The sequence below is a fragment of the Pseudomonas sp. PF05 genome (genome assembly GCF_056521845.1).
In genome coordinates this window covers 44,191-71,056 of sequence record NZ_JBWLPW010000006.1, presented here as the reverse complement: position 1 = coordinate 71,056, position 26,866 = coordinate 44,191, and the positions used below count along the sequence as shown (strand labels likewise).

The following is a 26,866-nucleotide window of genomic DNA, read 5'->3' as shown; positions in this document are numbered from 1 at the left end:
AGCAGCGTTGATGCTGACTGACCATCCGCCATCGCGAGCAAGCCCGCTCCCACAAGGGACAGCGGCGATTAGCCTTGAGGCCGCACAAAAACCAGGCGAAAACGCCAGTTTTAACTTCACCCTTGTAGACCGTCTTGCCCACCCCCATATTGGGGCGACTGACGCGTGAAGGAATTCAACTTGAGCGACCTTTTAAACCGCCGCCTGGCCCTGCTTGGCGAGCGCGCCAACCTCTCCCTGCTCGAACAGTGCCTGCACGGCATCGAGCGTGAATGCCTGCGCGTCACCGGCGATGGGCACCTGGCGCAGACCCCGCACCCCAAGGCCCTGGGTTCGGCGTTGACCAACGAACAGATCACTACCGACTATTCCGAGTCGCTGCTGGAGTTCATCACGCCGGCCCTGGCCAACCCGGCCGATACCCTGCGCAGCCTCGACAAGATCCACCGGTTTGCCTACAGCAAACTGGACGACGAGTACCTGTGGAGCCCTTCGATGCCGTGCCCACTGCCGGCGGAAGAGGACATCCCGATCGCGTATTACGGTACCTCGAACATCGGTCGGCTCAAGTACGTCTACCGCAAGGGCCTGGCCCTGCGCTACGGCAAGACCATGCAATGCATTGCCGGGATCCACTACAACTTTTCCCTGCCGGAAAAGCTCTGGCCCCTGCTCCGGCAGGCCGAAGGCGTCGAGGCCAGCGACCGCGACTTCCAGTCGTCGGCCTACATCGCGCTGATCCGTAATTTCCGCCGCTACAGCTGGTTGCTGATGTACCTGTTTGGCGCCTCGCCAGCCCTGGACGCCGGTTTCCTGCGGGGGCGCCCGCACCAGTTGGAGCAACTGGACCCGGACACCTTGTACCTGCCCTACGCCACCAGCCTGCGCATGAGCGACCTGGGTTACCAAAGCAACGCCCAGGCTGGCCTCACGCCTTGCTACAACGACCTGACCAGCTACACCGACAGCCTGCGCAAAGCGGTGGCGACGCCCTACGCGCCGTACGTCGAAGTCGGCACCCACCAGAACGGTGAGTGGGTGCAGCTCAACACCAACATTTTGCAGATCGAAAACGAGTACTACTCCAACATCCGCCCCAAACGCGTGACCTACACCGGCGAGCGGCCGATCCAGGCCTTGATGGCCCGGGGTATCCAGTACGTCGAAGTGCGTTGCCTGGACATCAACCCGTTCCTGCCGATGGGCATCGACCTCACCGAATCGCGGTTCCTCGATGCGTTCCTGCTGTATTGCGGCCTCAACGACAGCCCGCAGCTGGAAAACAACGAATGCAGCAACGCCACGAGCAACTTCCTGACGGTGGTCAAGGAAGGTCGCAAACCTGGCCTGCAGTTGCAGCGCCAAGGCCAAGCGGTGGACATGCAGGCCTGGGCCATCGAATTACTGGAAAAAATCGCGCCGCTGGCCTCGCTGCTCGACCAAAGCCAAGGTGGCGATGTCCACCGCCAGGCGCTGGATGCGCAATTGGCGAAGGTCCGCGATCCGTCCCTGACGCCCTCCGCCCAGGTACTGGCCGCCATGGCCGAGCATCAGGAAAGCTTCGCCCAGTTCTCCCTGCGCCAAAGCAAGGCCCACGCCGAATTCTTCCGCGCCGAACCTTTGCCTGCCGAGGAACAGACGGCCTTCGAGGAAAACGCTCGTGAATCGCTGGTCCAGCAAACTGAGCTGGAGCAGAACGAGGTGGGGGATTTCGATGTGTTCGTGGGTTCGTATCAGGCGAGCATTCTGGCGATCAGTAACTGACCCCGAGGACGCGTCGCTGGCTTGCACTGTAGGAGCTGCCGAAGGCTGCGATCTTTTGATCTTTTGATCTTTTGATCTTTTGATCTTTCGCTTGAGACTCAAGCGTTGGAGGAAAGATCGCAGCCTCGTTGCACTCGACAGCTCCTACACAGCTCCTACACAGCTCCTACAGGCCCAGCGGGAGCAAGCACCCTCGCCAGAGGGTGTCAGGCGTTACTCAGCCGACGAAGGCTTCTCCCAAAGATTGATCCCGCCCTCCAGGGCAAACCGATCGATCTGCGCCAGTTCTTCGGCACTGAAGCTCAGGTTCTGCAACGCCCCGACGTTCTCGATGATTTGCTCCGGCCGGCTGGCGCCGATCAGCGCGCTGGTCACGCGTGGATCGCGCAGGGTCCAGGCCAGGGCCATTTGCGCCAGGCTTTGGCCACGCCGCTGGGCAATCTCATTGAGCGCACGTACATGGGCGATGTTTTCCTCCGACAGGTGCGAAGCCTGCAACGAGCCGCCGCCCGGACGGTTCACCCGCGCATCGGCGGGAATGCCCTTGAGGTATTTGTCGGTCAGCAGGCCTTGGGCCAGTGGTGTGAAAGCAATCACACCGGTGCCCAGTTCGTCGGTGGCATCCAGCAGGTCTTTTTCCACCCAGCGGTTGAGCAGGTTGTAGGCCGGCTGGTGAATCAGCAGCGGGACTTTCCACTCTTTGAGCAGTGCCGCCATTTCCCGGGTCTTCACGCCGGAATACGAGGAAATACCGATGTACAACGCCTTGCCCTGCTGCACGGCAGTGGCCAGTGCGCTGGCCGTTTCTTCCAGTGGGGTGTCGGGGTCGAAACGGTGGGAATAAAAGATATCCACATAGTCCAGCTCCAGGCGTTGCAGGCTCTGGTCGAGACTGGCGAGCACGTATTTGCGCGAGCCACCGCCCTGGCCGTATGGGCCTGGCCACATGTCCCAACCGGCCTTGCTGGAGATGATCAACTCATCGCGGTACTGCTTGAAATCTTCGCGCAGCAATCGGCCGAAATTGATCTCGGCGCTACCGTAGGGAGGGCCGTAGTTGTTTGCCAGGTCGAAGTGGTTGATGCCCAGGTCGAACGCCGTGCGCAGCAAGGCGCGCTGGGTATCGATGGGCGTACTGTCGCCAAAGTTGTGCCACAACCCCAGCGACAGCGCCGGCAGTACCAGCCCGCTGCGACCGACGCGGCGATAAGGAATGGACTCGTAGCGGTTTTGCGCAGCGGTGTAGGTCATCGAAAGGCTCTCTGTTCGGACACTGGTGGCAGAAGCTAACACTTCACAGACGCATCGGTCAGGCTGAAAGTTCGCAGATCAGGTGTGGGAGCGCCAGGAAATCGGAGACCATATTAACGCGCCTGCGCAAACACCTCCCCCAACCAATCCACAAACACCCGCACCCGCGGCGACATGAGCCGGTTGTGCGGGTAGAGCACTGAGACCGGCATGGACGGTGGTGGGGTGGCGGTGAGGACTTCCTGGATCAGTCCCTGCTGGATCTGCTCCTCCATTCGGTAATGCGGGCACTGGATCAGGCCCAGGCCGGCGATAGTCGAGGCGGCATAGATTTCGGCGCCGGACACCGACAGCGAGCCCCCGATAGGCACCTCCTTGAGCTCGCCATCGACCATGAACTGAAACGGATACAGTTTGGCGGTGGTCCGCGAGACGTAATTCACCGCCTTGTGATGTTTCAAGTCATCGAGGCACTTCGGCTCGCCGTACTGGCGCAAGTAACCGGGACTGGCACAGGTGATCTGTCGAAGATTGGCGACACGCCGGCCGATCAGTGACGAATCCGCCAGCTCACCGGAGCGCAGCACGCAATCGACGCCTTCGGCAATCAGGTCGACGAAACGATCCGCCTCGCTGATGAACAGTTCTATGTCGGGATAGCGGGCCATGAACTGCGGCAACGCCGGAATCACGAAATACCGTGCCTGGGTTCCGTGCAAGTCCACCCTCAGCTTGCCTTTGGGCGCCACGCCGCGAAACGCCAGTTCGGCTTCTTCGAGCTCCGCCAGCAGTTGCACGCAGCGTGGGTAATAGGCTTCGCCATCGAGGGTCGGCCGTACCTTGCGGGTGCTGCGCTCCAACAAGCGAACGCCCAGCCAGGCTTCGAATTGATTGAGGGTGTGGGTCAGCGTGGCCCGTGGCATGGTCAAGTCTTCAGCGGCCAGGGTGAAGCTGCTGCGCTCGTATATTCGGACAAACACCCTCATCGCCTTGACCTGATCCATCTGAAATCCCGCGCCCTGATTGTTGAAGAATTTTGAACAGTAAAGGCAACTCTCCTGCATTTATCGCCGAGAGTAAACATGTGAACCTGCCTCCAACGAATCACAACGTTCCAAAGACAAGGAGCCCCTTCGCCATGACTGTCCAAACCTCCAAAGTAGCCATCGTGACCGGCGCCTCCCGCGGCATCGGTGCAGAAATTGCCAAGCAGTTGGCCAACGACGGTTTTGCCGTGGCCATCAATTTCGCCAGCAGCGCCACCGAAGCCTCGAAACTGGTGGTCCAGTTGCGCCAGGCCGGCCACCAGGCCATAGCGGTGAAGGCAGACGTGTCCTCGGCCGTCGATGTCCGTCGGATGTTCGATGAAGTCGAAGCGCAACTGGGCAAGGTCGACGTGTTGATCAACAACGCCGGCATCCTCCAGGTGATGCCACTGGCGCAGCACAGTGATGAACTGTTCGATCGCACGTTCGCTATCAATACGCGCGGCACCTTCAACACGCTTCGCGAAGCCGCGACCCGTTTGAATGACGCAGGCCGGATCGTGAATTTTTCCAGCAGCACCGTAGGCCTGAACCTGCCGGGCTACTCGGTGTACATCGCCAGCAAGGCCGCGGTGGAATCCCTGACCCAGGTGTTCGCCAAGGAACTGCGCGGTCGGCAGATCACCGTCAATGCCGTGGCCCCGGGGCCGGTCGCCACCGAACTGTTCATGCATGGCAAAAGCGAAGAGCAGGTCCAGCACTTCGCCAAGATGCCGCCCTTGGAGCGCCTCGGCCAGCCGCAAGACATCGCCAACATCGTCGCGTTCCTGGTGAGCCCGGCCGCTGGCTGGGTGAATGGGCAGATCCTGCGGGCCAACGGCGGACTGGTCTGAGGTTTTTTCTGCGTCGCCAGCTAAACCGCCATCGAGGCCAGCGCAGATGAAAAACAATCGGCGGTGTTTTGGCCTCGGTCAGCGCACCAAATGCAGGAACTGCAGGTGTCGCTCGTACTGGTCGAGGATGTCGTTGATGATTTGCTCTTTGGTGTAGCCCACCAGGTCGTAATCCTGGCTGCCTTCGCTCAAGTGCACCTCGGCGCGGTAGTAACGGCGGTTGTTGAGTTCCTTGGAGCCCATGCCGCCGCGGGCGAAGGACGGCGTGAAGTAGCCGCGCATCTGCACCTGATAGATAAACGGATGCTGCTCGCCGTGACCGATCTCCAGGCTGACACTGTCGTTGGCCGGGTCGGGCTGGGTCACCACCGTCAGGCCCTTTTCGACGAACACCGCCGTCACTTCTTCAATGGCCGGGCGCACCGTCGTGTCGAGGAAACGGTACACCTCATCACGGGACGGAAAATGCACCGCCTGGCTCAAGCGCTGGCGCCAGCCGCCCGTGCCCCGTCGTGAACCCGACACCGGCGCCAGGGAGTGCAATTGCGCGATCTGCTTCTGCGACTCCAAGTAGAACGCCTTGTGCAGGCCCCACATCATCAGCAGCAGAATCAACGAGAACGGCAAGGACGTCAGCACCACTGCCGATTTCAAGGCATCGATGCTGCCGGAGAACAGCAACGCACTGGTCACCAGGGCCGTCATCGCACCCCAGAACACCCGCAGCCATTTCGGCCCGTCCTCATCGGGGTTGCCGCCCTTGGCCGACAACGTCGACAGCACCACGGTGCCCGAGTCGGCGGACGTGACGAAGAACACGAAGCTGATGAACACGGTGACCGCGATGACGGTCTTGCTCCAGGGGTAGGTTTCCAGCAGCAGGTAAAGGCTCATCGATGGGTTTTCCAGGGCAGACATGCCCAGGGCGCTCATGCCGTGGTTCAGCACTTGGTCGATGGCGCTGTTGCCGAAGATCGACATCCACGCCAGGGTGAAACCCAGGGGAATCAGCAGCACGCCAAACACGAATTCACGAATGGTGCGGCCACGGGAAATCCGCGCGATGAACAGCCCCACGAACGGCGACCAGGCGATCCACCAGGCCCAGTAGAACACCGTCCAGCCGCCCAGCCAGTCGCTCGGTTCGTTGTAGGCGTACAGGTCGAAGCTCTTCATTGGCAGAGCGCCAAGGTAATCGCCGATGTTCTGGATCAAGGTGTTGAGCAAATGCTGGGTGGGCCCGGCGAACAGTACGAACAGCAGCAACGCACAGGCCAGCAGCATGTTGATGTCGGACATGACCCGCACGCCCTTGTCGACACCGGCCACCGCCACAATGATCGCCGCGCCCATCATCAGCACGATCAGGCCGACCTGAATCCACTGTGTGTGGGCGATGCCGAACAGATAGTCGAGCCCGGAATTGAGGTGCAGCACACCAAAGCCCATGTCCGCGCCGAGGCCGAACACCGTGGCGATAATGCCGAAGCCGTCCACGGCGTAGCCGATGGGGCCGTTGATGCGCTTGCCGATCAACGGATACAACGCTGAACGCAGGGCCAGTGGCAAATTGTGCCGGTAGGCGAAGTACGCCAGGGCCATGCCGACGAACGCAAAAACGCCCCAGCCATGCAGCCCCCAATGCAAGAACAGGATCTGCATGGCCTGGCGCGCCGCCTCGGCCGTCCCGGCTTCGCCCTGGGGCGGCTGGACCATGTGGGTCAGCGGCTCGGACACGCAGAAGAAAAACAGGGTGATGCTGATGCCGGCGGCGAACAGCATGCCGGCCCAGGACAGATAACTGAATTCTGGTTCGTCGTGGTCGGCACCGAGCTTGATCTTGCCGTAGCCGGACAAGGCGGTGACCACCACGAAGACCAGATACAACGTCATCGCCAGCATGTAGTACCAGCCGACCGTGTTGGCCGCCCAGTTCTGCGCAGCCAGCAGCCATGCGCCGGCCTGCGCGGGCATGGCAATCACCACCAGGCCGAACAGCAGGATAAAGGTCGCGGCGAAGTAAAAGACCGGCGGGTTCATGCGGACCAGGCCGCTGGGTGGAACGGACGAGGCACTCATGAAACGAGCACCTCGGGAAAAAGAATCGTGACGGTCGAAAACGGACTCGGCAAAGGCAAGCCTCCTGTTGTGAGCGGGCAGCAAACCGACGGTTTAACTTGAATGAGCGTTCAAGTTAAACATGAATAGCTAGCTAAGGACTAATCGCAGGGCTCAGCGGCATGTTTCCTACGCAAGCCTACGGGAGGGTATGACGTTGCCAGTAGAGCATTCGTTCACTGGCGCCAAGCCCGCTCCCACAGATCAGTGCGGGCCAAACCGACGACGTTGTCGCCAGATCCACGCTCGAATAAAAACATGCCGGTTGCCCATGAATATCGCCGTGCCTATAGTCCAGGCATCGCCTACAACCAGTACGGACCCATGATCAAAGAACAGCTGTCTCGCTTTAACCGTCTCGACCTGCTCGGCCATCCGACACCGCTGGAAAAACTCGACCGCCTCTCCACCTGGCTTGGCCGGGACATCTATGTCAAGCGTGACGACCTGACGCCCCTGGCCATGGGCGGCAACAAACTGCGCAAGCTTGAATACCTGGCCGCCGATGCGATCGCCCAGGGCGCCGATACCCTCATCACCGCCGGGGCGATCCAGTCCAACCATGTGCGCCAGACCGCCGCCCTGGCCGCGAAGCTGGGCCTGGGTTGCGTGGCCTTGCTGGAAAACCCCATTGGCACCGAAGACAGCAATTACCTGGGCAACGGCAACCGGCTGCTGCTGGAGCTGTTCGACGCCAAGATCGAACTGGTGGACAACCTGGACAACGCCGATGAGCAGCTACAGGCCCTGGCCGGTCGCCTGCGCAGCAACGGGAAAAAACCCTACCTGGTGCCGATTGGTGGTTCGAACGCCTTGGGCGCGCTGGGTTATGTGCGCGCCGGCCTGGAACTGGCCGAGCAGATCAAGGACACCGGGATTGAATTTGCCGCCGTGGTACTGGCCTCGGGCAGTGCCGGCACCCACAGCGGCCTGGCGCTGGCACTGAGTGAAGCCCTGCCGGCACTGCCTGTCATCGGCGTCACGGTTTCGCGCAGCGAGGAGGACCAGTTCCCGAAGGTCCAGGGCCTGGCCGAGCGCACGGCAGCGTTGCTCGAAGTCGCCCTTCCAGACGCGTTCAAAGTGAACCTGTGGGACGAATATTTCGCCCCCCGCTACGGTGAACCGAACGCCGGGACACTGGCGGCGGTCAAGCTGCTGGCCAGCCAGGAAGGGCTGCTGCTCGATCCGGTCTACACCGGCAAGGCCATGGCCGGCCTGCTCGACGGCCTGGGTCGCGACCGTTTCGACGAAGGCCCGATCATCTTCCTGCACACCGGCGGTGCACCGGCGTTGTTTGCCTACAGCGCGACGTTCCAGGCGTAGTGCAGACTTCGGAGGAAGGCTTTTGTGGGAGCGAGCTTGCTCGCGATACGGTGGGTCAGCCGAAATTTATGGGGCTGACATACCGCGATCGCGAGCAAGCTCGCTCCCACAGGGCCTCATTCCAAATAAACATAAATGCTTGATTTAATATTATTTTCCAATCTATAAAAGCCATCCTATAGTCTCGCCGCAAGTGCATTTGCCGCGAGACGCCCAAGCTGCTTTAAGGCAGGATGTGGCAATCTTTTCGGATCGCGGCTACGCCTTATCTCAGCCAAAATAACCTCTTCATAAGAAAACACAGGGGCTTGTCATGAATTTTTCCGCATTACGTCGCAACCTGTTGGTAGGTTCGCTGGGCCTGGCATTGAGTGCCGGGCTGTTGGGGCAAGCGGTTGCCGGTGAGCAGCTGCAAAAAATCAAGGACGCCGGCGAAATCAAGATCGGCTTGGAAGGCACTTATCCACCGTTCAGTTTCGTTGATGAAAGCGGCAAGCTGACCGGCTTCGAAGTGGAGTTCTCCGAAGCCCTGGCCAAGGAACTGGGTGTGAAGGTCAAGCTGCAGACGACCCCATGGGCCGGCATTCTCGCGGCCCTGGAATCCAAGCGCCTGGACGCAGTGGTCAACCAGGTGACCATTTCCGAAGAGCGCAAGAAAAAATATGACTTCTCCACGCCGTATACCGTTTCCGGGATTCAGGCGCTGGTACTGACCAAGAAAGCCGCCGAGCTGAACATCAAGAAGGCCGCCGACCTGGATGGTAAAAAAGTCGGCGTGGGCCTGGGCACCAACTACGAACAGTGGGTCAAGGCAGAAGTACCGGGCGCCCAAGTCAAAACCTACGATGACGACCCAACCAAGTTCCAGGACCTGCGCGTCGGTCGTATCGACACCATCCTGATCGACCGCCTGGCCGCACTGGAATACGCCAAGAAAGCCAAGGACACCACTGTCACCAGCGAAGCCTTTTCGCGCCTGGAGTCCGGTATTGCCCTGCGCAAAGGCGAGCCTGAGCTGTTGGCAGCCGTGAACAAGGCCATCGAAAAACTGCGCGCCGACGGTACGCTGAAAAAGCTTTCGGAAAAATACTTCAGCGCTGACGTTACCCAATAATGGAAGCAGCTCTTCAACTCGCACTGGACTCCGCGCCCTTCCTGCTCAAGGGCGCGTATTACACGGTCTTCCTCAGCCTGGGCGGCATGTTTTTCGGCTTGCTGCTGGGGTTCGGCCTGGCGCTGATGCGCCTGTCGCGCTTCAAACTGGTGAACTGGATCGCCCGCATCTACGTGTCGTTCTTTCGTGGCACGCCGTTGCTGGTGCAGCTGTTCGTGATCTATTACGGGTTGCCGCAACTGGGCATCGAGCTGGATCCGCTGCCGGCGGCCCTGATCGGTTTCTCGCTGAACATGGCCGCCTACGCGTGTGAAATCCTGCGGGCCGCCATCAGCTCCATCGAGCGCGGCCAGTGGGAAGCGGCGGCAAGCATTGGCATGACCCGCGCCCAGACCCTGCGCCGGGCCATCCTGCCGCAAGCAGCACGCACAGCCCTGCCACCGTTGGGCAACAGCTTCATTTCCCTGGTCAAGGACACCGCGCTGGCGGCGACCATCCAGGTACCGGAGCTGTTCCGCCAGGCGCAGTTGATCACCGCGCGAACCTTCGAAATCTTCACCATGTACCTTGCCGCCGCGCTGATCTATTGGGTTCTGGCCAGCGTGCTCTCGCACCTGCAGAACGTCCTGGAAGCCCGGGTCAATCGGCATGACCAGGAGTCCTGACCCATGATTGTCGTGGAAAAACTGACAAAGCAGTTCAAGGGCCAGGTGGTGCTCAATGGCATCGACCTGAAGATCGAAGAAGGCGAAGTGGTTGCGATCATCGGCCCCAGCGGCTCGGGCAAGACCACCTTCCTGCGCTGTTTGAACTTCCTCGAAGAACCTACCAGTGGCCGGATCAAGGTCGGCGACATCGAGATCGATGGCAGTCGTCCGCTGAACCAGCAACAGGGCCTGGTCCGCCGTTTGCGCCAGCAGGTGGGCTTCGTGTTCCAGAACTTCAACCTGTTTCCCCATCGCACCGCATTGGAAAACGTCACTGAAGGCCCGCAGGTGGTGAAGAAAGTGCCCCGCGCCGAAGCCGAAGCCCTGGGGCGCAAGCTCTTGGCCAAGGTCGGGCTGGCCGGCAAGGAGGACGCCTATCCACGGCGCCTTTCCGGCGGCCAGCAACAGCGCGTGGCGATTGCCCGAGCGTTGGCGATGGAACCGGCAGTGATCCTGTTCGACGAGCCGACCTCGGCCCTCGATCCGGAACTGGTGGGCGAGGTGCTGGCAACCATTCGCGGCTTGGCCGAAGAAAAACGCACCATGGTCATCGTGACCCACGAAATGGGCTTCGCCCGGGACGTGGCCAACCGCGTGGTGTTTTTCGACAAAGGCGTGATCGTCGAACAAGGCGAAGCCAAGGCCTTGTTTGCAGCACCCAAGGAAGAACGCACGCGACAGTTCCTCAGCAAGTTCCTCTCCGCCGGACACGGCGCCCAGTAAGTTATGGACAGCGTCATCACTTCCAGGGATGGAAGTGAGGCTGCGACAACACACTCAAGCCAACACCGCAGTCAACTTGGCGCCATGACGAAACAACTTGAAACTTAGGCTTACCCAACATCCTCGACCGCACCCTGTGCGGCATGGACATACCACTGGTAACACTTCCCTGCGGCCCAAGCGCTTCTTCCATTTAGTCTCAAGCCCTCCATTCGAGCCTTTTCCATAAACCGGCAGGCCTAGGAAAAGAGCTTGTGAGGCCGCGCATTATTAACATGAATGCGTAGGATGTTTCTGAAGCCCATCATAATTAATTATTAAGCAAGTGCCTCTATTGACACTGAAACTATTGAGCCCTTATCTAGTGACCAACAGGCGATGCACATTATTTATTTTCTGCACAGTGACTAGGCGCAGCCTAGCCTATATGGCTGCACACATAAGATATGTCGCGATTAGTCATCGCCGTTGATCTTCCCGAAACGGACTTAGTTTTCAAGTATCAAGGAGAACACCATGACATGTAAGTCGAAAAGTCCTGAGTTGGCTGCCCCCACCTTGGCCAATGCCCACCCTACCGGCATCAATATCGCCAGCGCCGCCCACTTGGAGGTTGCCATTGCGCCCTACCCCGGCATGGATGCGGGAGACCTGATCGAACTGTTCTGGGACAACTGCTACGTCGGCTCGCGCTTGCTGTCGCAGGCAGATGTACCAGGCGGCATCACGATGCGGGTCCCGGAAAGTTTCATCGTCAATGGAGCCTCGCGCATCCATTATCGGGTGATGCAGGTCGGGCGTGGACCGGCGCTGTCAGCCAAGCAGCGGGTACACGCCAAGCTCGATTGCCCCGGCGGGCAGCCGTCGGCCCTGAGCGGCGATGAAAACCAGGGGCTGGCGCCAGTGCGCATTCCCGGCACTATCCGACGCCAAGGGGTGAACCCCAACCAGATCAAGCGCGGGGTACCGCTGACCATCGAGCCCTACCTGAACATGGCCGCCGGCGATGCCGTGACCCTGCGCTGGGGCGATGTGCGCATGGACCTGCCTGCCGTCACCGCCAGCGAGGTCGGCCAGCCAATCAATATCTGGGTCCCGCCGCAGATCATCCTGGAGGCGGGAGAAGACCTGCGCCTGGAAGTGACCTACTGCATCCTCGACCGCGTGGGCAACAACTCCCACTGGGCACCGCCACGGACGTTGAAGATCGGGTGCGTCAATCCGTATCTGAAAAACCCGCCGAAAGAAGTCCTCATGGCGGCCGAGCCACGTCATCGAACATGAACACTCTGAAGAGGCTTTTGTGTCGAGCCGCAACATCCCCCGGCAAAAGCCCTCTATCCATCGCCCTGAAAGCCAAATTTATACGCATTCAGGGTATATACACCGGACCACCGGACATTCTTGATTTCGCTCGCCGCATTCAACGCGGCGTTTCTTTGAACAAGCGCTGACCTGTGGGAGCAAAGCTTGCTCCCACAGGCAGACCAGTGCGCTTGCGGTATAGTCGGCTGACGTTCCCCACCTAAGCCCGCAATCATGAAGCACACCAGCGAAGACCTGCACGCCATCACTGCCACGACCCTGGGCCATTACAACGCCGTGGCAGAAAGCTTTCGCGAAGGCACCCGCGATCACGATGTCAGCCAGAACATCGACGCCTTGCTGCGCCATATCCAAGGCCAGGCACCGCTGCACATCCTGGATTTGGGCTGCGGCCCGGGGCGCGACTTGCGCACGTTCACGGCCCTGGGCCATGTCGCGGTCGGCCTCGACGGTTCAGAAGAGTTTGCCCGGATGGCGCGCCAGGACAGCGGCTGTGAGGTGTGGCAACAGGACTTCCTGGAACTCGACCTGCCGGCCGAGCGTTTTGACGGGATTTTCGCCAACGCGGTGCTGTTTCATGTTCCCGTCCAGGAACTGCCTCGGGTGCTCAAGCAACTGCACGCCACGCTCAAGCCCGGCGGCGTGCTGTTCAGCTCAAACCCGCGGGGCGAAAACCAGGAGGGCTGGAACGGCCAGCGCTTCGGCGCCTACCACGACCTCGCGGCCTGGCGCACGCTGCTGGGCGATGCAGGCTTCGTGGAACTGGAGCATTACTACCGACCGGCGGGGCTGCCGCGCGAGCAACAGCCTTGGTTGGCGAGTGTCTGGCGTAAGGATTGAATACCCATCCCCCGTAGGAGCTGGCGAAGCCTGCGATCTTTTGATCTTTTGCTCTTTTGCTTGAGATTCAAGCGTCCTTGGAAAGATCGCAGCCTCGTTCCACTCGTCAGCTCCTACCGACCCAACCACTTCTGCGACAACTTCTCCAACCGCCCATCATCCTTGATACGTGCCAGGGCGTTGTCCAGGCTGGCTTTGAACGCCGGGTTGCCCTTCTGGAACGGGATCACCAGGCTCGGTGCCGGGTCGCTCTTTTTTTCTGGCTGGAACGACTGCGCCAAGACCAACGGGCGTGGCGTCTCATCCTTGCCCGCCAGCAGCTGTGCATCCGGATGGCTGTAAGCAGCACTGAGATCGAAACGTTCCGCCAGTTCCGGGGTCATTGCTATGTGGTTGATGGCGACGTCGTACTTGCCGCTCTCTACCCCGCTCAGCAGGTCCCCGGCATCGGTGACCACGAAGTCGGGGCGTACATCGAGCTCACTGGCAAGCATTTCGCCCAGTTCCACTTCGAAACCGGTGAGCTTGCCGTCTTCCTTGAAGTTGAAGGGCGCGGTGTTGGCCTCCAAGGCAATGCGCAGTTCGCCACGGTCATTGACGTCATCGATCAGTTCGGCATGAGCCAGGGGACTCAAAAGGGGTAGCAGGCAAATCAGGCCAGGCAGAAAGCGCATGGTCACTCCTAGGTATTTATACAAGCGACGCTCGTTTCAGGCTCGCTTTGCTATGGTTGTTGCAGGCTTCGACAACGATTGGTCATGAAGTTGTCATGGCCAGGCGGATTTCATGGAAAAACTGGAGAAAAAAATGAAAAGTTTTATGTCTCGTGCCGCGTTGACCGGCCTGTTACTGGGCGCTTCGATGCTGGCAACCGCCGCGACCCCGGCGCCCAAAGATGCAGAAGTGTTCATCGTTTCCCCGGCAGACGGCGCCACCGTCGCCCAGGAGTTCACGGTCAAGTTCGGCGTCAAGAATATCGCCCTGGCCCCGGCGGGCGATATGACCAAGAACACCGGCCATCACCATTTGCTGATCGATGTCGACAAACTGCCTGCCGCCGGCGCACCGATTCCAAACGACGCCAACCACATGCACTTCGGCAAGGCGCAAACCCAGGCCACCATCAAACTGGCCCCGGGCAAGCACACCTTGCAATTGATCCTGGGTGACAGCGGCCACATGCCGTTCGATCCGTCGATCGTGTCCGAGAAAATCAAAGTCAACGTGAAGTAACACGGTGTCAGGCAATAAAAAACGGGAGCCCTTTTGGGGCTCCCGTTTTTTATTGCAAGCCAGACCGGCTTAGAACAACACGCGGCAACGAATGGTGCCGTTGATGTGCTGCAGCTTTTCTTGCGCCAGGTCCGAGTATTCGGCGTCGACGTCGATCACGACGTAGCCGACTTTCTCGTTGGTCTGCAGGAACTGACCGGAAATGTTGATGCCGTTTTCGGCGAAGACCTTGTTGATCTCGCTCATCACACCCGGGATGTTTTCGTGGATGTGCAGCAAGCGGTGCTTGCCAGGGTGGGCCGGCAGGGCCACTTCCGGGAAGTTCACGGACGATACCGAAGTACCGTTGTCGCTGTACTTGACCAGTTTTTCCGCCACTTCCAGGCCGATGTTGGCCTGGGCTTCAGCGGTGGAGCCGCCGATGTGCGGAGTCAGGATCACGTTGTCCAGGCCACGCAGCGGGCTTTCGAAGATGTCGTCGTTGGAACGTGGCTCCACCGGGAACACGTCGATGGCGGCGCCGATCAGGTGCTTGTCCTTGATCGCGTCGGCCAGGGCGTCGAGCTCGACCACGGTGCCACGCGCGGCGTTGATCAGGATCCCGCCCTTCTTGATGGCACGGATTTCCTTCTCGCCGATCATCCACTGGGTGGCAGCGGTTTCCGGCACGTGCAGGGTCACGATGTCGGACATGCCCAGCAACTCATGCAGGTTGTTGACCTGGGTGGCGTTGCCCAGGGGCAGCTTGGTCACGGTGTCATAGAAGAACACCTGCATGCCAAGGCCTTCAGCCAGTACCGACAACTGGGTGCCGATCGAGCCGTAGCCAACGATACCCAGCTTCTTGCCACGGATTTCGAAGGAGTTGGCCGCACTCTTGATCCAGCCACCACGGTGGCAGGAAGCGTTCTTCTCAGGGATGCCGCGCAGCAGCAGGATCGCTTCGGCCAGCACCAGTTCGGCAACGGAACGGGTGTTGGAGTACGGCGCGTTGAACACCGCGATACCGCGCTCGCGCGCCGCGTTGAGGTCAACCTGGTTGGTGCCAATGCAGAAGCAGCCGACCGCCACCAGTTTCTTGGCGTGGTCGAAGATCTCTTCGGTCAGTTGGGTACGGGAGCGAATGCCGATGAAGTGAGCATCGGCGATCTTTTCCTTGAGCTGGTCTTGCGGCAGAGAACTGGTGATGTACTCGATGCTGGTGTAGCCCGCCGACTTGAGGACGTCGACAGCCGATTGGTGGACGCCTTCGAGAAGAAGGAACTTGATCTTGCTCTTATCGAGAGAAGTCTTGCTCATCTGCGTAAACCTGTGTCCCGGAGAAAAATGGCAGGGAATCGGACAGCGCATGCTGGCCCGACCGGCATGACAGCCGTCGCCGCAGAACAGCCGTTGGGCACTACGCTGCGGGGTCGGTATGCTAGCATATGCACCCCGCTAAACACTCATTCCTGCGACGTGAAGCGTTCTCAGGATGACCATGAATTGTTCGAGAGTTCTGTCGATGACCAATCCTGCCCTGATAGATGAGCTGAAGACCCTGGTTGAGCCTGGCAAGGTCCTGACCGATGCCGACTCCCTGAACGCTTACGGCAAGGATTGGACCAAGCACTTCGCCCCGGCGCCAAGCGCCATCGTCTTCCCCAAGACCACTGAGCAAGTCCAGGCCATCGTGCGCTGGGCCAACGCGCACAAAATCGCGCTGGTGCCATCGGGCGGGCGCACCGGGCTTTCCGCCGCAGCGGTCGCGGCCAACGGCGAAGTGGTCGTGTCGTTCGACTACATGAACCAGGTGCTCGACGTGAACCTCACCGACCGCACCGCCGTCTGCCAGCCGGGCGTGGTCACCGAACAGCTGCAGAACAAGGCCGAAGAACATGGCCTGTACTACCCGGTAGACTTCGCTTCGGCAGGCTCCAGCCAGATTGGTGGCAATATCGGCACCAATGCCGGCGGGATCAAGGTCATTCGCTACGGCATGACCCGCAACTGGGTGGCGGGCATGAAGGTCGTCACCGGCAAGGGCGATTTGCTGGAGCTGAACAAGGACCTGATCAAGAACGCCACCGGCTATGACTTGCGGCAGCTGTTCATCGGCGCCGAGGGCACCCTGGGCTTCGTGGTCGAGGCCACCATGCGCCTGGACCGTGCACCGAAAAACCTCACCGCCATGGTACTCGGCACGCCGGACTTCGATTCGATCATGCCGGTGCTGCACGCCTTCCAGGGCAAGCTCGACCTGACCGCCTTCGAATTTTTCTCCGACAAGGCCCTGGCCAAGGTCCTCGCTCGCGGCGACGTGCCGGCACCGTTCGAAACCGAGTGCCCGTTCTACGCCCTGCTGGAATTCGAAGCCACCACCGAAGAAGTCGCCAACCACGCCCTGGAAACCTTCGAGCATTGCGTGGAGCAAGGCTGGGTGCTGGACGGCGTGATGAGCCAGAGCGAAACCCAACTGCAAAACCTGTGGAAGCTGCGCGAATACATCTCCGAGACCATCTCCCACTGGACGCCGTACAAGAACGATATTTCGGTGACCGTCTCGAAAGTCCCGGCGTTTTTACAGGAAATCGACGCGATCGTCGGCGAACATTACCCGGACTTCGAAATCGTCTGGTTCGGCCACATCGGCGACGGCAACCTGCACCTGAACATCCTCAAGCCGGAAAACCTGAGCAAGGACGAGTTCTTCGCCAAGTGCGCGACCGTGAACAAATGGGTCTTTGAAACCGTCGAGAAGTACAACGGCTCGATTTCCGCCGAACACGGCGTGGGCATGACCAAGCGCGACTACCTGACCTATAGTCGTTCACCCGTGGAGATCGAATACATGAAAGCCGTGAAGGCGGTATTCGACCCGAACGGCATCATGAACCCGGGCAAGATTTTCGCGATTTGACGCCTAAAAACACCTGATGAATCCCAGAAGCAGGAGTCGGTAATGAGCTATCAGCACCAGTATGTCGACGGTACCCGTATTCATTTCCCGGTGGGGAAAGTGGTGTGCATTGGCCGTAACTACGCCGAACATGCAAAGGAACTGGATAACCCGGTGCCCACCGAACCCTTGCTGTTCATCAAGCCGGGCAGTTGCGTCGTGCCGCTGGAAGGCGGTTTCAGCATTCCTGCCGAGCGCGGCGCGGTGCACTACGAGGCGGAAATCGCGGTGCTGATCGGCAAGCCGCTATCGACCAAGCCCAGCGTTGAAGAAGTACTGGACGCGATCTCCGGCTTTGCACCGGCCCTGGACCTGACCTTGCGGGACAAACAGGCCGAGCTCAAGGCCAAGGGCCTGCCGTGGGAAGTGGCCAAGTCCTTCGACGGCGCGGCAGTGATCGCTCCATTTGTCTCGAAGGATACTTTTGCCGACCTGACCGACATCCCCGTGCGCCTGACCATCAACGGTGAAGTGCGCCAGGACGGCAACAGCAGCCTGATGCTCAACCCCATCGTGCCGATGATCCAGTACATGGCCGGCTGCTTCTCGCTGCAGGCCGGCGACGTGATCCTCACTGGCACCCCGGCGGGCGTCGGGCCGCTGAATGCAGGCGATGAACTGATCCTGGAACTGCCCGGGGCGAGCCGCTTCGAAAGCAGCGTTCGCTAAACGCTGAACCTGTGCGCCCTTGCTCGCGATGAGGCCATCACATCTGATGTTGGCTGACACACCGCTATCGCGAGCAAGCTCGCTCCCACAGCGTATACAGGGCGCATCTCCCACCATTTACCGTTTTTTTCACATGCCATCCGGATAATTCCGGGGAATGCGGCATCTGAGCCAGCCACTCCCCTAGCCGAATTTTCTGGAACGCATTCCCCGATGGCCAAAACCCAAGCACTGTCTGCCGCCAAACCTGCCCGCCGCTCCCGCTTTGCCCTGCCCTGGTACGCTTGGTCGCTGTTGGCGGTGGCCGCCGCCTATGGCTTGGCGTTCGCGATGCACTGGGACGACCGCGGCCTACTTTGGCTATCGGAACACTTCCAGAGCCCGGCCCAGCGCCAGGAGAGCGTCTGGCTGCCGGACTACCGCGCCGTGATCGACGCCAAGCCGCTACTGGGCATGGAGAAGGACGAAGCGTCCGATGTGACCTACAACCCGCAGACCAAGACCCTGTTCGCCGTCATGGGCAAACACCCATTCCTGGTGGAACTGACCCTGCAAGGCGACGTGCTGCGCAAGATGCCCTTGGTGGGCTGGAGCAACCCCGAGGGCGTGGCCTATATGGAAAACGGCCTGCTGGCCATCACTGACGAACGAAGTCACACGCTGACCATCGTTCACATTGATGCCGATACCCGCGAACTGAACAATGCCGACTTCCCCCACCATGATCTCGGTCCATCCAAGAACCAGAACAAAGGGTTCGAAGCGATCGTCTGGGACCCGCGCAACCAGCAACTGGTGCTCGGAGAGGAACGCCCGCCGGCGCTGTTCACCTGGAAAAGCGATGGCAGCCAGTCGCTCAAGGGCGACAAGCAGATCCATGTCAGCAATGAACTGGACCTGCGCAACCTCTCGGCACTGGCGGTCGATCCGCGCACAGGTCACATGCTGGTGCTTTCGGCCGACTCCCATCTGCTGCTGGAACTGGACGAAAAAGGCGAGCAGGTCAGCTTCATGACCTTGCTGGGCGGCTTCAACGGCTTGAAGGACACAATCCCTCGCGCCGAAGGCGTCACCGTCGATGAAGCCGGCAACCTGTACATGGTCAGCGAGCCGAATCTGTTCTATCGTTTCGAAAAACAGCGCTGACAGCACTAACTCTGTAGGATAAATCTTCCTTCGTTGTAGGGTGTGGCACACAGCCATTAAGCTTCAGTTCAGGCAGTCGTGATATTTCCACGGTCCTGTTCTTATCCGAGCCCACCCCAACATGCGTCGACTCGCCCATCCCAAGCCGGTGATCCTGATTCTCCTGACGCTGGCGCTGACTCTCCTGATCGCCGCCGGTCAGCACCTGCGCCTGTTCGAACGCGCCTGGTTCAACCTCAACACCCTCTGGAAAACCACCAGCGAGCAGGCCATTGCCCTGGACCAATACCGGGTCACGGTTGAGGCGCAGGTGATCGAAGGCCTGGACGATGACGTTTCAGCGCTGACGTTCGATCCGATCCGCAAGAGCCTGTTCACCGTCACCAATCAAAATGCCGAGCTGGTCGAGTTGTCGCTGGACGGCAAGATTTTGCGGCGCATCACCCTGATCGGCTTTGGCGATCCGGAGGCGGTGGAATTCATCAGCGAAGACATCTACGTCATCACCGACGAGCGCCAGCAGCGCCTGATCAAGATTCACCTGGACGACGACACCCAATTCCTCGACGCCGCCGAAGCCGAACAGATGACCCTGGGCGTGCACATGAGCGGCAACAAGGGGTTCGAAGGGCTGGCCTACGACTCAGTGGGCAAACGCCTGTTCGTGGCGAAGGAACGCGACCCGATGCTGATTTATGAAGTGCATGGGTTTCCCCACCACAATCCAGAAAAGTCCTACGCAGTCCATGTGATCAACAACCCCAAGCGCGATGCCGGGTTGTTCGTGCGCGACCTCTCAAGCCTGCAATACGACGAACGCAGCGGCCATTTGCTGGCGCTGTCCGAGGAGTCGCGGTTAATTATCGAATTGGATATCAACGGCCGGCCGTTGAGCACGCTGTCGTTGAGCAAGGGCCGCCAGGGCCTGCAAAAAACCGTGCCCCAGGCCGAAGGCCTGGCCATGGATGACGATGGCAACCTGTATCTGGTGAGCGAGCCGAATCTGTTCTACGTGTTCAAGAAGCCGCAGCCTTGATCCACTTACCCTGAACTACAAACCCTTGTGGGAGCGAGCAAGCTCGCTCCCACAAGGGTTACTCACTCAAAAGAGCAGGTTATTCCGCCCGCAGGGTCTTCACCCCTTCAGGGGTCCCCAGCAACAGCACATCCGCAGGACGTGCCGCGAACAAACCGTTGGTGACCACGCCCACGATGGCGTTGATCTGGCTTTCCAGTTCCACCGGGTTGGTGATCTGCAGGTTGTGCACGTCCAGGATGATGTTGCCGTTGTCGGTCAGCACGCCTTCGCGATACACCGGATCGCCGCCCAGCTTCACCAGTTGGCGGGCCACATGGCTGCGGGCCATGGGAATGACTTCCACCGGCAAGGGGAACGCGCCAAGCACAGGCACCAGCTTGCTGGCGTCGGCGATGCAGATGAAGGTCTTGGCCACGGCCGCGACGATCTTCTCGCGAGTCAGGGCCGCGCCGCCGCCCTTGATCAGGTTCAGGTGCGCGTCGCTTTCGTCGGCACCGTCGATGTAGAACTCCAGGTCGCTCACGGTGTTGAGCTCGTACACCGGGATCCCGTGGCCCTTGAGGCGCGCGGCGGTTGCTTCGGAGCTGGCCACCGCGCCGTCGAACGCGCCCTTGTGTTGCGCCAGCGCGTCGATGAAGCAATTGGCCGTAGAGCCGGTGCCAACCCCGACGACGCTCTTGTCATCCAGCTTCGGGAGGATGAGGTCGACGGCGGCCTGGGCCACGGCCTGTTTGAGTTGATCCTGGGTCATGCGAGCTCCGAAAGCGGGCAGGAAGTAAAGAGGGGCGTGAGTATAACCCAACAAAACCTTGGGATTCGTGTGGTCGCCCAGCTAAAAGCCGGGTTAGACTCCTTGGCCCTGCCCAACCCGCTCAGTGATGCTTTCCGATGCTTGAACAGTACGTCAAAAAGATCCTCACCTCGCGCGTTTACGACGTTGCCGTAGAAACCCCGCTGCAGGCCGCTCGCCAGCTCTCCGAGCGGCTGGGCAACAGCATCCTGCTCAAGCGCGAAGACTTGCAGCCGGTGTTCTCGTTCAAGATTCGCGGGGCCTACAACAAGCTGACCCAGCTCAGCGACGAAGAGCGCGCACGCGGCGTGGTCACGGCGTCGGCGGGCAACCATGCCCAGGGCCTGGCCCTGGCGGCCAAGGTGCTGGGCGTCAAGGCCACCATCGTGATGCCCAAGACCACCCCGGAAATCAAGGTCGAAGGCGTGCGCTCACGGGGCGGCAAAGTGGTGCTGCACGGTGATTCGTTCCCCGAAGCCCTGGCCTATTCGCTGAAACTGGTCGACGAAAAAGGCTACGTCTACATCCACCCGTATGACGATCCCCACACCATTGCCGGGCAGGGCACGGTGGCGATGGAAATCCTGCGCCAACACCCGGGGCGCCTGGATGCGATCTTCGTCCCGGTGGGCGGTGGCGGGCTGATTGCCGGAATCGCGGCCTACGTGAAATACCTGCGCCCGGACATCAAGGTCATCGGCGTCGAGCCGGACGACTCCAATTGCCTGCAAGCGGCCATGGCTGCTGGCGAGCGCGTGGTCCTGCCGACCGTGGGACTGTTCGCCGACGGCGTCGCCGTGGCGCAGATCGGCCAGCACACCTTCGATATCTGCAAACACTACGTGGACGAAGTGATCACCGTCAGCACCGACGAGATCTGCGCTGCGATCAAGGATATCTACGACGATACCCGCTCGATCACCGAACCTGCCGGCGCCTTGGGCGTGGCCGGGATCAAGAAATACGTCGAATCACGAGGCATCAGCGGCCAGACCCTGGTGGCCATCGATTCCGGTGCCAACGTCAACTTCGACCGCTTGCGCCACGTTGCCGAACGCGCCGAACTGGGCGAGGGCCGCGAAGCGATCATCGCCGTGACCATTCCCGAGAAACCGGGCAGCTTCAAGGCGTTCTGCGAAGCCGTCGGCAAGCGCCAGATCACCGAATTCAACTATCGCTACAACACCGGCAGCGAAGCGCACATCTTCGTTGGTGTGCAGACCCACCCGGAAAACGACCCGCGCAGCGCGCTGATCGCCAGCCTGACCGATCAAGGGTTCCCGGTGCTGGACCTGACCGACAACGAACTGGCCAAGTTGCACATTCGCCACATGGTCGGCGGGCATGCCGCCCATGTCATCGATGAAGTGGTGCTGCGCTTCGAATTCCCGGAACGCCCGGGGGCGCTGTTCAACTTCCTCAACAAGCTGGGCGGGCGCTGGAACATCTCGATGTTCCACTACCGCAACCATGGCGCGGCGGATGGCCGTGTGGTCGCCGGGCTACAGGTGCCTCACGATGAGCGCCACCTGGTGCCGGCCGCCCTCGAAGAAATCGGCTACCCGTACTGGGATGAAAGCGATAACCCGGCCTATCAACTGTTCCTGGGTTGATAAAGCCGGGCTAGGCTGTGAGCAAGACTTAAGGAAAATCCAACAATGGAAACATTGACCGCGCTGAAGATCGCTCACGCCATCGCCACCGTAGTGCTGCTGGCGGGCGCCCTGGGGCTGGCCGCCTGGGTCTGGCGTACGCGCCGCAACGGCGATGCCACGGCGGCTGCGCGCACGTTGCAACGTCCGCGCCTGTTCATCTGGCTGGTGATGATCCTGGCACTGGCGAGCCTGCCCTTCACAGGCTGGTGGATGGTGCATCAGGTTGGCTGGCCGCTGGGGCAGACCTGGCTGCTGGCCTCCAGCGTGCTCTACACCCTGGCGGCGCTGGCGGGGTTCTGGCTAATGGTGCGACTGAACAAATTGCGCAAGGCGCCGGGAAGTAGCGGGAAGTTTACCTTTGCCTTGGCACTGTTCAGTGTTGCCTGCTTTATCGCCATTGCGGGGTTGATGGGGGCCAAGCCGGTTTAAAACACAGTCTGTGGAAGCAAGGCTTGCCCGCGATTCTGTGGGAGCAAGGCTTGCCCGCGACTCTGTGGGAGCAAGGCTTGCCCGCGATTGGCTTTACGCGGATGCAAAGGTACAAATGCCAATCGCGGGCAAGCCTTGCTCCCACAGTCAATTGCGCAACGAAATCACCGGCCAACCCCGCTTCTGGGCCTCGGCCCGAAGATTCGGATCCGGATCCACCGCCACCGGGTGCGTCACCACCTCCAGCAGCGCCAGGTCATTCATCGAGTCGCTGTAAAAATAGCTGCCGTCGAGCGAATGTCCGGTCTCCTCCAGCCAACGGTTAAGCCGGGTCACCTTGCCCTCGCGAAAGCATGGGACATCCGTGCTGCGCCCGCTGTAGCGCCCGTCGATCATCTCGCACTCGGTGGCGATCAGGGTCTCGACGCCCAGGCGCTCGGCAATCGGCCCGGTGACAAAGCGGTTGGTGGCGGTGATGATCACCAGCTTGTCGCCGGCGTCACGGTGCTTTCCAAGCAACTCGATGGCCTGGGGCAACACGATCGGCTCGATGCAGTCGCGCATGTAGTCCAGGTGCCATTGGGCCAGCACGTGCATTTCGGTACGGCCGAGGATTTCCAGGCAAAAATTCAGGTACTCGGCATTGTCGAGCTTGCCGGCCAGGTAATCCTGGTAGAACTCGTCGTTGCGCGCCTTGTACGCGACAGCGTCGAGAAAACCACGCTCGCATAGGTAATCGCCCCACGCGTGATCACTGTCGCCGCCCAGCAATGTATTGTCCAAGTCGAATAAAGCCAGCCGCATTGCAGTTACTCGCTGAAAAATCTGAAGAAAGGCGTCCAGAATACGGACTTTTCACAAGAGTGCACATAAGCTAGGGACGCTCGTTGCTGCTTTCACAACCTTTGTGGAACAATGCGGCGACATGCGTTTGCGAGGTTGTTGCCGTGATCGACCCCGATGGTTTCCGTCCCAATGTGGGGATCATTCTTACGAATGATGCAGGGCAGGTGCTATGGGCTCGCCGTATCAATCAAGACGCCTGGCAGTTTCCCCAGGGCGGGATCAACCCCCAGGAGACGCCGGAAGAGGCCTTGTACCGCGAGTTGAACGAAGAAGTGGGGCTTGAGCGAGAAGATGTCGAAATACTCGCCTGCACCCGAGGCTGGTTGCGCTATCGTTTGCCGCAACGCCTGGTTCGCACGCACAGCCAACCGCTGTGCATCGGCCAGAAGCAGAAATGGTTTCTCCTGCGCCTGATCTCCAACGAGCAGCGGGTGCGGATGGATTTGACCGGTAAACCGGAGTTCGATGGCTGGCGCTGGGTCAGCTATTGGTATCCGTTGGGCCAGGTGGTGACATTCAAGCGCGAAGTGTACCGACGCGCTCTCAAAGAGCTTGCCCCGCGCCTGCTGACGCGCGACTGACGACGGAGTTCGACCCCGAGCCATGCTCAATACGCTGCGCAAGATCGTCCAGGAAGTTAACTCCGCCAAGGATCTCAAGGCGGCGTTGGGGATTATTGTATTGCGTGTCAAAGAGGCCATGGGCAGCCAGGTCTGCTCGGTCTACCTGCTGGACCCCGAGACCAACCGTTTCGTGCTGATGGCCACCGAGGGCTTGAACAAGCGCTCGATCGGCAAGGTCAGCATGGCCCCCAATGAAGGCCTGGTCGGCCTGGTCGGCACGCGCGAAGAACCCCTGAACCTCGAAAACGCCGCGGATCACCCGCGCTACCGCTACTTCGCCGAAACCGGCGAAGAACGCTACGCCTCGTTCCTCGGAGCACCGATCATCCACCACCGCCGCGTGGTCGGCGTGTTGGTCATCCAGCAAAAAGAACGTCGCCAGTTCGATGAGGGTGAAGAAGCCTTCCTCGTGACCATGAGCGCGCAACTGGCCGGGGTTATCGCCCACGCCGAGGCCACTGGCTCGATCAGCGGCCTGGGTCGCCAGGGCAAGGGCATCCAGGAAGCCAAGTTCGTCGGCGTACCGGGTTCACCGGGCGCGGCGGTGGGCACGGCGGTGGTCATGCTGCCGCCCGCCGACCTGGACGTGGTGCCAGACAAGACCATCACCGATATCGACGCCGAACTGGGGCTGTTCAAGACCGCCATTGAGGGCGTGCGCGCCGACATGCGTGCCCTGTCGGCCAAGCTGGCGACACAGCTGCGCCCTGAAGAGCGCGCGCTGTTCGACGTTTACCTGATGATGCTCGACGATGCCTCGCTGGGCAGCGAAGTGACCACCGTCATCAAGACCGGCCAGTGGGCCCAGGGCGCACTGCGCCAGGTGGTGACCGATCACGTCAACCGTTTCGAACTGATGGACGACGCCTACCTGCGCGAGCGGGCCTCGGACGTCAAGGACCTTGGCCGCCGGCTGCTGGCCTACTTGCAGCAAGAGCGCCAGCAGACCCTGGTCTACCCCGACAACACCATCCTGGTCAGCGAAGAACTGACTCCGGCCATGCTCGGCGAAGTGCCCGAAGGCAAGCTGGCGGGGCTGGTCTCGGTATTGGGTTCGGGCAACTCCCACGTGGCGATCCTGGCCCGGGCCATGGGCATCCCGACGGTGATGGGCCTGGTGGACCTGCCGTACTCCAAGGTCGACGGCATCCAGATGATCGTCGATGGCTACCACGGCGAGGTCTATACCAACCCCAGCGAAGTGCTGCGCAAGCAGTTTGCCGATGTGGTCGAGGAAGAAAAGCAACTGTCCCTGGGACTGGACGCGCTGCGGGACCTGCCGTGCGTGACGCTCGACGGCCACCGCATGCCGCTGTGGGTCAACACCGGCCTGCTGGCCGACGTGGCCCGGGCGCAGAAGCGTGGCGCCGAAGGTGTGGGCCTGTACCGCACCGAAGTGCCGTTCATGATCAACCAGCGCTTCCCCAGCGAAAAGGAACAACTGGCGATCTACCGCGAACAACTGGCCGCCTTCCACCCGCAACCGGTGACCATGCGCAGCCTGGACATCGGCGGCGACAAGTCCCTGTCCTACTTCCCGATCAAGGAAGACAACCCGTTCCTCGGCTGGCGCGGCATTCGCGTGACGCTCGACCACCCGGAAATCTTCCTGGTCCAGGCCCGCGCCATGCTCAAGGCCAGCGAAGGCCTGAACAACCTGCGCATCCTGTTGCCGATGATCTCCGGCACCCATGAACTGGAAGAGGCCCTGCACCTGATCCACCGGGCCTGGGGCGAAGTACGCGACGAAGGCACCGATGTGCCGATGCCGCCGGTCGGCGTGATGATCGAGATTCCGGCAGCGGTGTACCAGACCAAGGAACTGGCGCGGCAGGTGGACTTCCTGTCGGTGGGTTCCAACGACCTGACCCAGTACCTGCTGGCCGTGGACCGTAACAACCCACGGGTCGCGGACCTGTACGACTACCTGCACCCAGCCGTGCTGCAAGCCTTGCAGAACGTGGTGCGTGACGCCCATGCCGAAGGCAAGCCGGTGAGCATCTGCGGCGAAATGGCCGGCGACCCGGCCGCTGCTGTGCTGCTGATGGCGATGGGGTTCGACAGTTTGTCGATGAACGCCACCAACCTGCCGAAAGTGAAGTGGATGCTGCGCCAGATCAACCTCAGCAAGGCCCAGGAATTGCTCGCGGAAGTAATGACCATCGACAACCCGCAAGTGATCCACAGCTCCTTGCAACTGGCGCTGAAGAACCTGGGGTTGGCGCGGATGATCAATCCGGCTTCGAACAAGACCCTCTAGACCGTTCAACGAGCATTTGTGGCGAGGGAGCTTGCTCCCGCTGAGCTCTGTAGGAGCTGGCGAAGCCTGCGATCTTTTGATCTTTTGATCTTTTGATCTTTCGCTTGAGATTCAAGTGTCTGGGGAAAGATCGCAGCCTCGTTGCACTCGACAGCTCCTACGCTCCTACGCTCCTACACAGCTTCTACAGGGC

General features: G+C 60.6%; 24 protein-coding genes. 17 read left to right on the top strand and 7 right to left on the bottom strand.

Translation table 11 applies throughout. The features are described from left to right. Positions 1 to 180: 180 nt before the first annotated feature. Positions 181 to 1,764 (top strand): glutamate--cysteine ligase, encoded by a 1,584-nt coding sequence (gshA, locus tag AC09SL_RS12155; protein ID WP_058546658.1) that lies wholly within the window; start codon positions 181 to 183, stop codon positions 1,762 to 1,764. A 213-nt stretch (positions 1,765 to 1,977) separates the two neighbouring features. Here gshA and mgrA read toward each other — a convergent pair whose 3' ends face one another. Beyond that, positions 1,978 to 3,015 carry an L-glyceraldehyde 3-phosphate reductase gene (gene mgrA / locus AC09SL_RS12150; RefSeq protein ID WP_058546657.1) on the bottom strand — a complete coding sequence of 346 codons (1,038 nt, stop codon included), beginning with the start codon at positions 3,013 to 3,015 and terminating at the stop codon, positions 1,978 to 1,980. Positions 3,016 to 3,128: 113 nt separating this feature from the next. Further along, positions 3,129 to 4,019 (bottom strand): LysR family transcriptional regulator, encoded by an 891-nt coding sequence (locus AC09SL_RS12145; protein ID WP_058546656.1) that lies wholly within the window; start codon positions 4,017 to 4,019, stop codon positions 3,129 to 3,131. A 134-nt stretch (positions 4,020 to 4,153) separates the two neighbouring features. Here AC09SL_RS12145 and AC09SL_RS12140 point away from each other — a divergent pair, with 134 nt between their 5' ends. Continuing rightward, positions 4,154 to 4,894 (top strand): SDR family oxidoreductase, encoded by a 741-nt coding sequence (locus AC09SL_RS12140; RefSeq protein ID WP_058546655.1) that lies wholly within the window; start codon positions 4,154 to 4,156, stop codon positions 4,892 to 4,894. A gap of 78 nt (positions 4,895 to 4,972) precedes the next feature. Here the strand turns inward: AC09SL_RS12140 and betT are convergent, their stop codons facing one another. Beyond that, the gene (gene betT / locus AC09SL_RS12135; protein WP_165826104.1) at positions 4,973 to 6,934 is read right to left on the bottom strand and encodes a choline transporter BetT; all 1,962 of its coding nucleotides are present in this window, start codon (positions 6,932 to 6,934) and stop codon (positions 4,973 to 4,975) included. Between the two features lie 402 nt (positions 6,935 to 7,336). Between betT and AC09SL_RS12130 the strand changes: the two genes are divergently transcribed. The 6 genes from AC09SL_RS12130 to AC09SL_RS12105 all read left to right on the top strand — a co-directional run bounded on the left by AC09SL_RS12130 (position 7,337) and on the right by AC09SL_RS12105 (position 13,045). Beyond that, positions 7,337 to 8,335 (top strand): D-cysteine desulfhydrase, encoded by a 999-nt coding sequence (locus AC09SL_RS12130; protein ID WP_058546666.1) that lies wholly within the window; start codon positions 7,337 to 7,339, stop codon positions 8,333 to 8,335. A gap of 313 nt (positions 8,336 to 8,648) precedes the next feature. Beyond that, the gene (gene tcyJ, locus AC09SL_RS12125; protein WP_058546653.1) at positions 8,649 to 9,449 is read left to right on the top strand and encodes a cystine ABC transporter substrate-binding protein; all 801 of its coding nucleotides are present in this window, start codon (positions 8,649 to 8,651) and stop codon (positions 9,447 to 9,449) included. Further along, the gene (gene tcyL / locus AC09SL_RS12120; protein ID WP_003196663.1) at positions 9,449 to 10,114 is read left to right on the top strand and encodes a cystine ABC transporter permease; all 666 of its coding nucleotides are present in this window, start codon (positions 9,449 to 9,451) and stop codon (positions 10,112 to 10,114) included. Before tcyJ ends, tcyL begins: the two co-directional genes overlap by 1 nt. 3 nt (positions 10,115 to 10,117) lie before the next feature. After that, positions 10,118 to 10,879: an L-cystine ABC transporter ATP-binding protein TcyN gene (gene tcyN / locus AC09SL_RS12115; RefSeq protein ID WP_058546652.1), complete on the top strand. Its 762-nt coding sequence runs from the start codon at positions 10,118 to 10,120 to the stop codon at positions 10,877 to 10,879. 516 nt (positions 10,880 to 11,395) lie between these two features. Next, positions 11,396 to 12,163, top strand: a complete 768-nt coding sequence (locus AC09SL_RS12110; RefSeq protein WP_058546651.1) for a hypothetical protein — start codon at positions 11,396 to 11,398, stop codon at positions 12,161 to 12,163. 255 nt (positions 12,164 to 12,418) lie between these two features. Next, positions 12,419 to 13,045 carry a class I SAM-dependent methyltransferase gene (locus AC09SL_RS12105; protein ID WP_058546650.1) on the top strand — a complete coding sequence of 209 codons (627 nt, stop codon included), beginning with the start codon at positions 12,419 to 12,421 and terminating at the stop codon, positions 13,043 to 13,045. Between the two features lie 113 nt (positions 13,046 to 13,158). Here the strand turns inward: AC09SL_RS12105 and AC09SL_RS12100 are convergent, their stop codons facing one another. Then, the gene (locus AC09SL_RS12100) at positions 13,159 to 13,719 is read right to left on the bottom strand and encodes a transporter substrate-binding domain-containing protein (protein WP_058546649.1); all 561 of its coding nucleotides are present in this window, start codon (positions 13,717 to 13,719) and stop codon (positions 13,159 to 13,161) included. 133 nt (positions 13,720 to 13,852) lie between these two features. Here AC09SL_RS12100 and AC09SL_RS12095 point away from each other — a divergent pair, with 133 nt between their 5' ends. Next, positions 13,853 to 14,278 carry a DUF4399 domain-containing protein gene (locus tag AC09SL_RS12095; RefSeq protein WP_058546665.1) on the top strand — a complete coding sequence of 142 codons (426 nt, stop codon included), beginning with the start codon at positions 13,853 to 13,855 and terminating at the stop codon, positions 14,276 to 14,278. A gap of 69 nt (positions 14,279 to 14,347) precedes the next feature. Here AC09SL_RS12095 and serA read toward each other — a convergent pair whose 3' ends face one another. Continuing rightward, a complete protein-coding gene (serA, locus tag AC09SL_RS12090; RefSeq protein WP_058546648.1) occupies positions 14,348 to 15,577 on the bottom strand; it encodes a phosphoglycerate dehydrogenase in 1,230 nt (409 codons plus the stop codon). Between the two features lie 205 nt (positions 15,578 to 15,782). Here serA and AC09SL_RS12085 point away from each other — a divergent pair, with 205 nt between their 5' ends. The 4 genes from AC09SL_RS12085 to AC09SL_RS12070 all read left to right on the top strand — a co-directional run bounded on the left by AC09SL_RS12085 (position 15,783) and on the right by AC09SL_RS12070 (position 20,067). After that, positions 15,783 to 17,177 (top strand): FAD-binding oxidoreductase, encoded by a 1,395-nt coding sequence (locus AC09SL_RS12085; protein WP_058546647.1) that lies wholly within the window; start codon positions 15,783 to 15,785, stop codon positions 17,175 to 17,177. A 42-nt stretch (positions 17,178 to 17,219) separates the two neighbouring features. Then, positions 17,220 to 17,885 carry a fumarylacetoacetate hydrolase family protein gene (locus tag AC09SL_RS12080; protein ID WP_058546646.1) on the top strand — a complete coding sequence of 222 codons (666 nt, stop codon included), beginning with the start codon at positions 17,220 to 17,222 and terminating at the stop codon, positions 17,883 to 17,885. A gap of 213 nt (positions 17,886 to 18,098) precedes the next feature. Next, the gene (locus tag AC09SL_RS12075) at positions 18,099 to 19,031 is read left to right on the top strand and encodes an SdiA-regulated domain-containing protein (protein ID WP_058546645.1); all 933 of its coding nucleotides are present in this window, start codon (positions 18,099 to 18,101) and stop codon (positions 19,029 to 19,031) included. A 121-nt stretch (positions 19,032 to 19,152) separates the two neighbouring features. Further along, positions 19,153 to 20,067, top strand: coding sequence for an SdiA-regulated domain-containing protein (locus tag AC09SL_RS12070; RefSeq protein ID WP_058546644.1), 915 nt, complete (start codon positions 19,153 to 19,155; stop codon positions 20,065 to 20,067). Between the two features lie 79 nt (positions 20,068 to 20,146). Here the strand turns inward: AC09SL_RS12070 and rpiA are convergent, their stop codons facing one another. Beyond that, complete coding sequence (rpiA, locus tag AC09SL_RS12065; protein WP_014336005.1) at positions 20,147 to 20,821, bottom strand: ribose-5-phosphate isomerase RpiA; 675 nt, start codon at positions 20,819 to 20,821, stop codon at positions 20,147 to 20,149. A 137-nt stretch (positions 20,822 to 20,958) separates the two neighbouring features. On the opposite strand from rpiA, the gene ilvA reads away from it, so the two are divergent. Together ilvA and AC09SL_RS12055 are read left to right on the top strand one after the other, a co-directional pair. Further along, the gene (gene ilvA, locus AC09SL_RS12060) at positions 20,959 to 22,473 is read left to right on the top strand and encodes a threonine ammonia-lyase, biosynthetic (RefSeq protein WP_058546643.1); all 1,515 of its coding nucleotides are present in this window, start codon (positions 20,959 to 20,961) and stop codon (positions 22,471 to 22,473) included. Between the two features lie 45 nt (positions 22,474 to 22,518). Next, on the top strand, positions 22,519 to 22,944 hold the full coding sequence (locus AC09SL_RS12055; RefSeq protein ID WP_058546642.1) for a DUF2269 family protein: 426 nt from the start codon (positions 22,519 to 22,521) through the stop codon (positions 22,942 to 22,944). 147 nt (positions 22,945 to 23,091) lie between these two features. Here the strand turns inward: AC09SL_RS12055 and AC09SL_RS12050 are convergent, their stop codons facing one another. Then, entirely contained in the window at positions 23,092 to 23,748 is a 657-nt protein-coding gene (locus AC09SL_RS12050; protein ID WP_058546641.1) for a histidinol-phosphatase, read from the bottom strand. Between the two features lie 143 nt (positions 23,749 to 23,891). Between AC09SL_RS12050 and AC09SL_RS12045 the strand changes: the two genes are divergently transcribed. After that, positions 23,892 to 24,371, top strand: a complete 480-nt coding sequence (locus tag AC09SL_RS12045; RefSeq protein WP_003186867.1) for an RNA pyrophosphohydrolase — start codon at positions 23,892 to 23,894, stop codon at positions 24,369 to 24,371. A gap of 22 nt (positions 24,372 to 24,393) precedes the next feature. Further along, complete coding sequence (gene ptsP / locus AC09SL_RS12040) at positions 24,394 to 26,673, top strand: phosphoenolpyruvate--protein phosphotransferase (protein ID WP_058546640.1); 2,280 nt, start codon at positions 24,394 to 24,396, stop codon at positions 26,671 to 26,673. Positions 26,674 to 26,866: the final 193 nt, after the last annotated feature.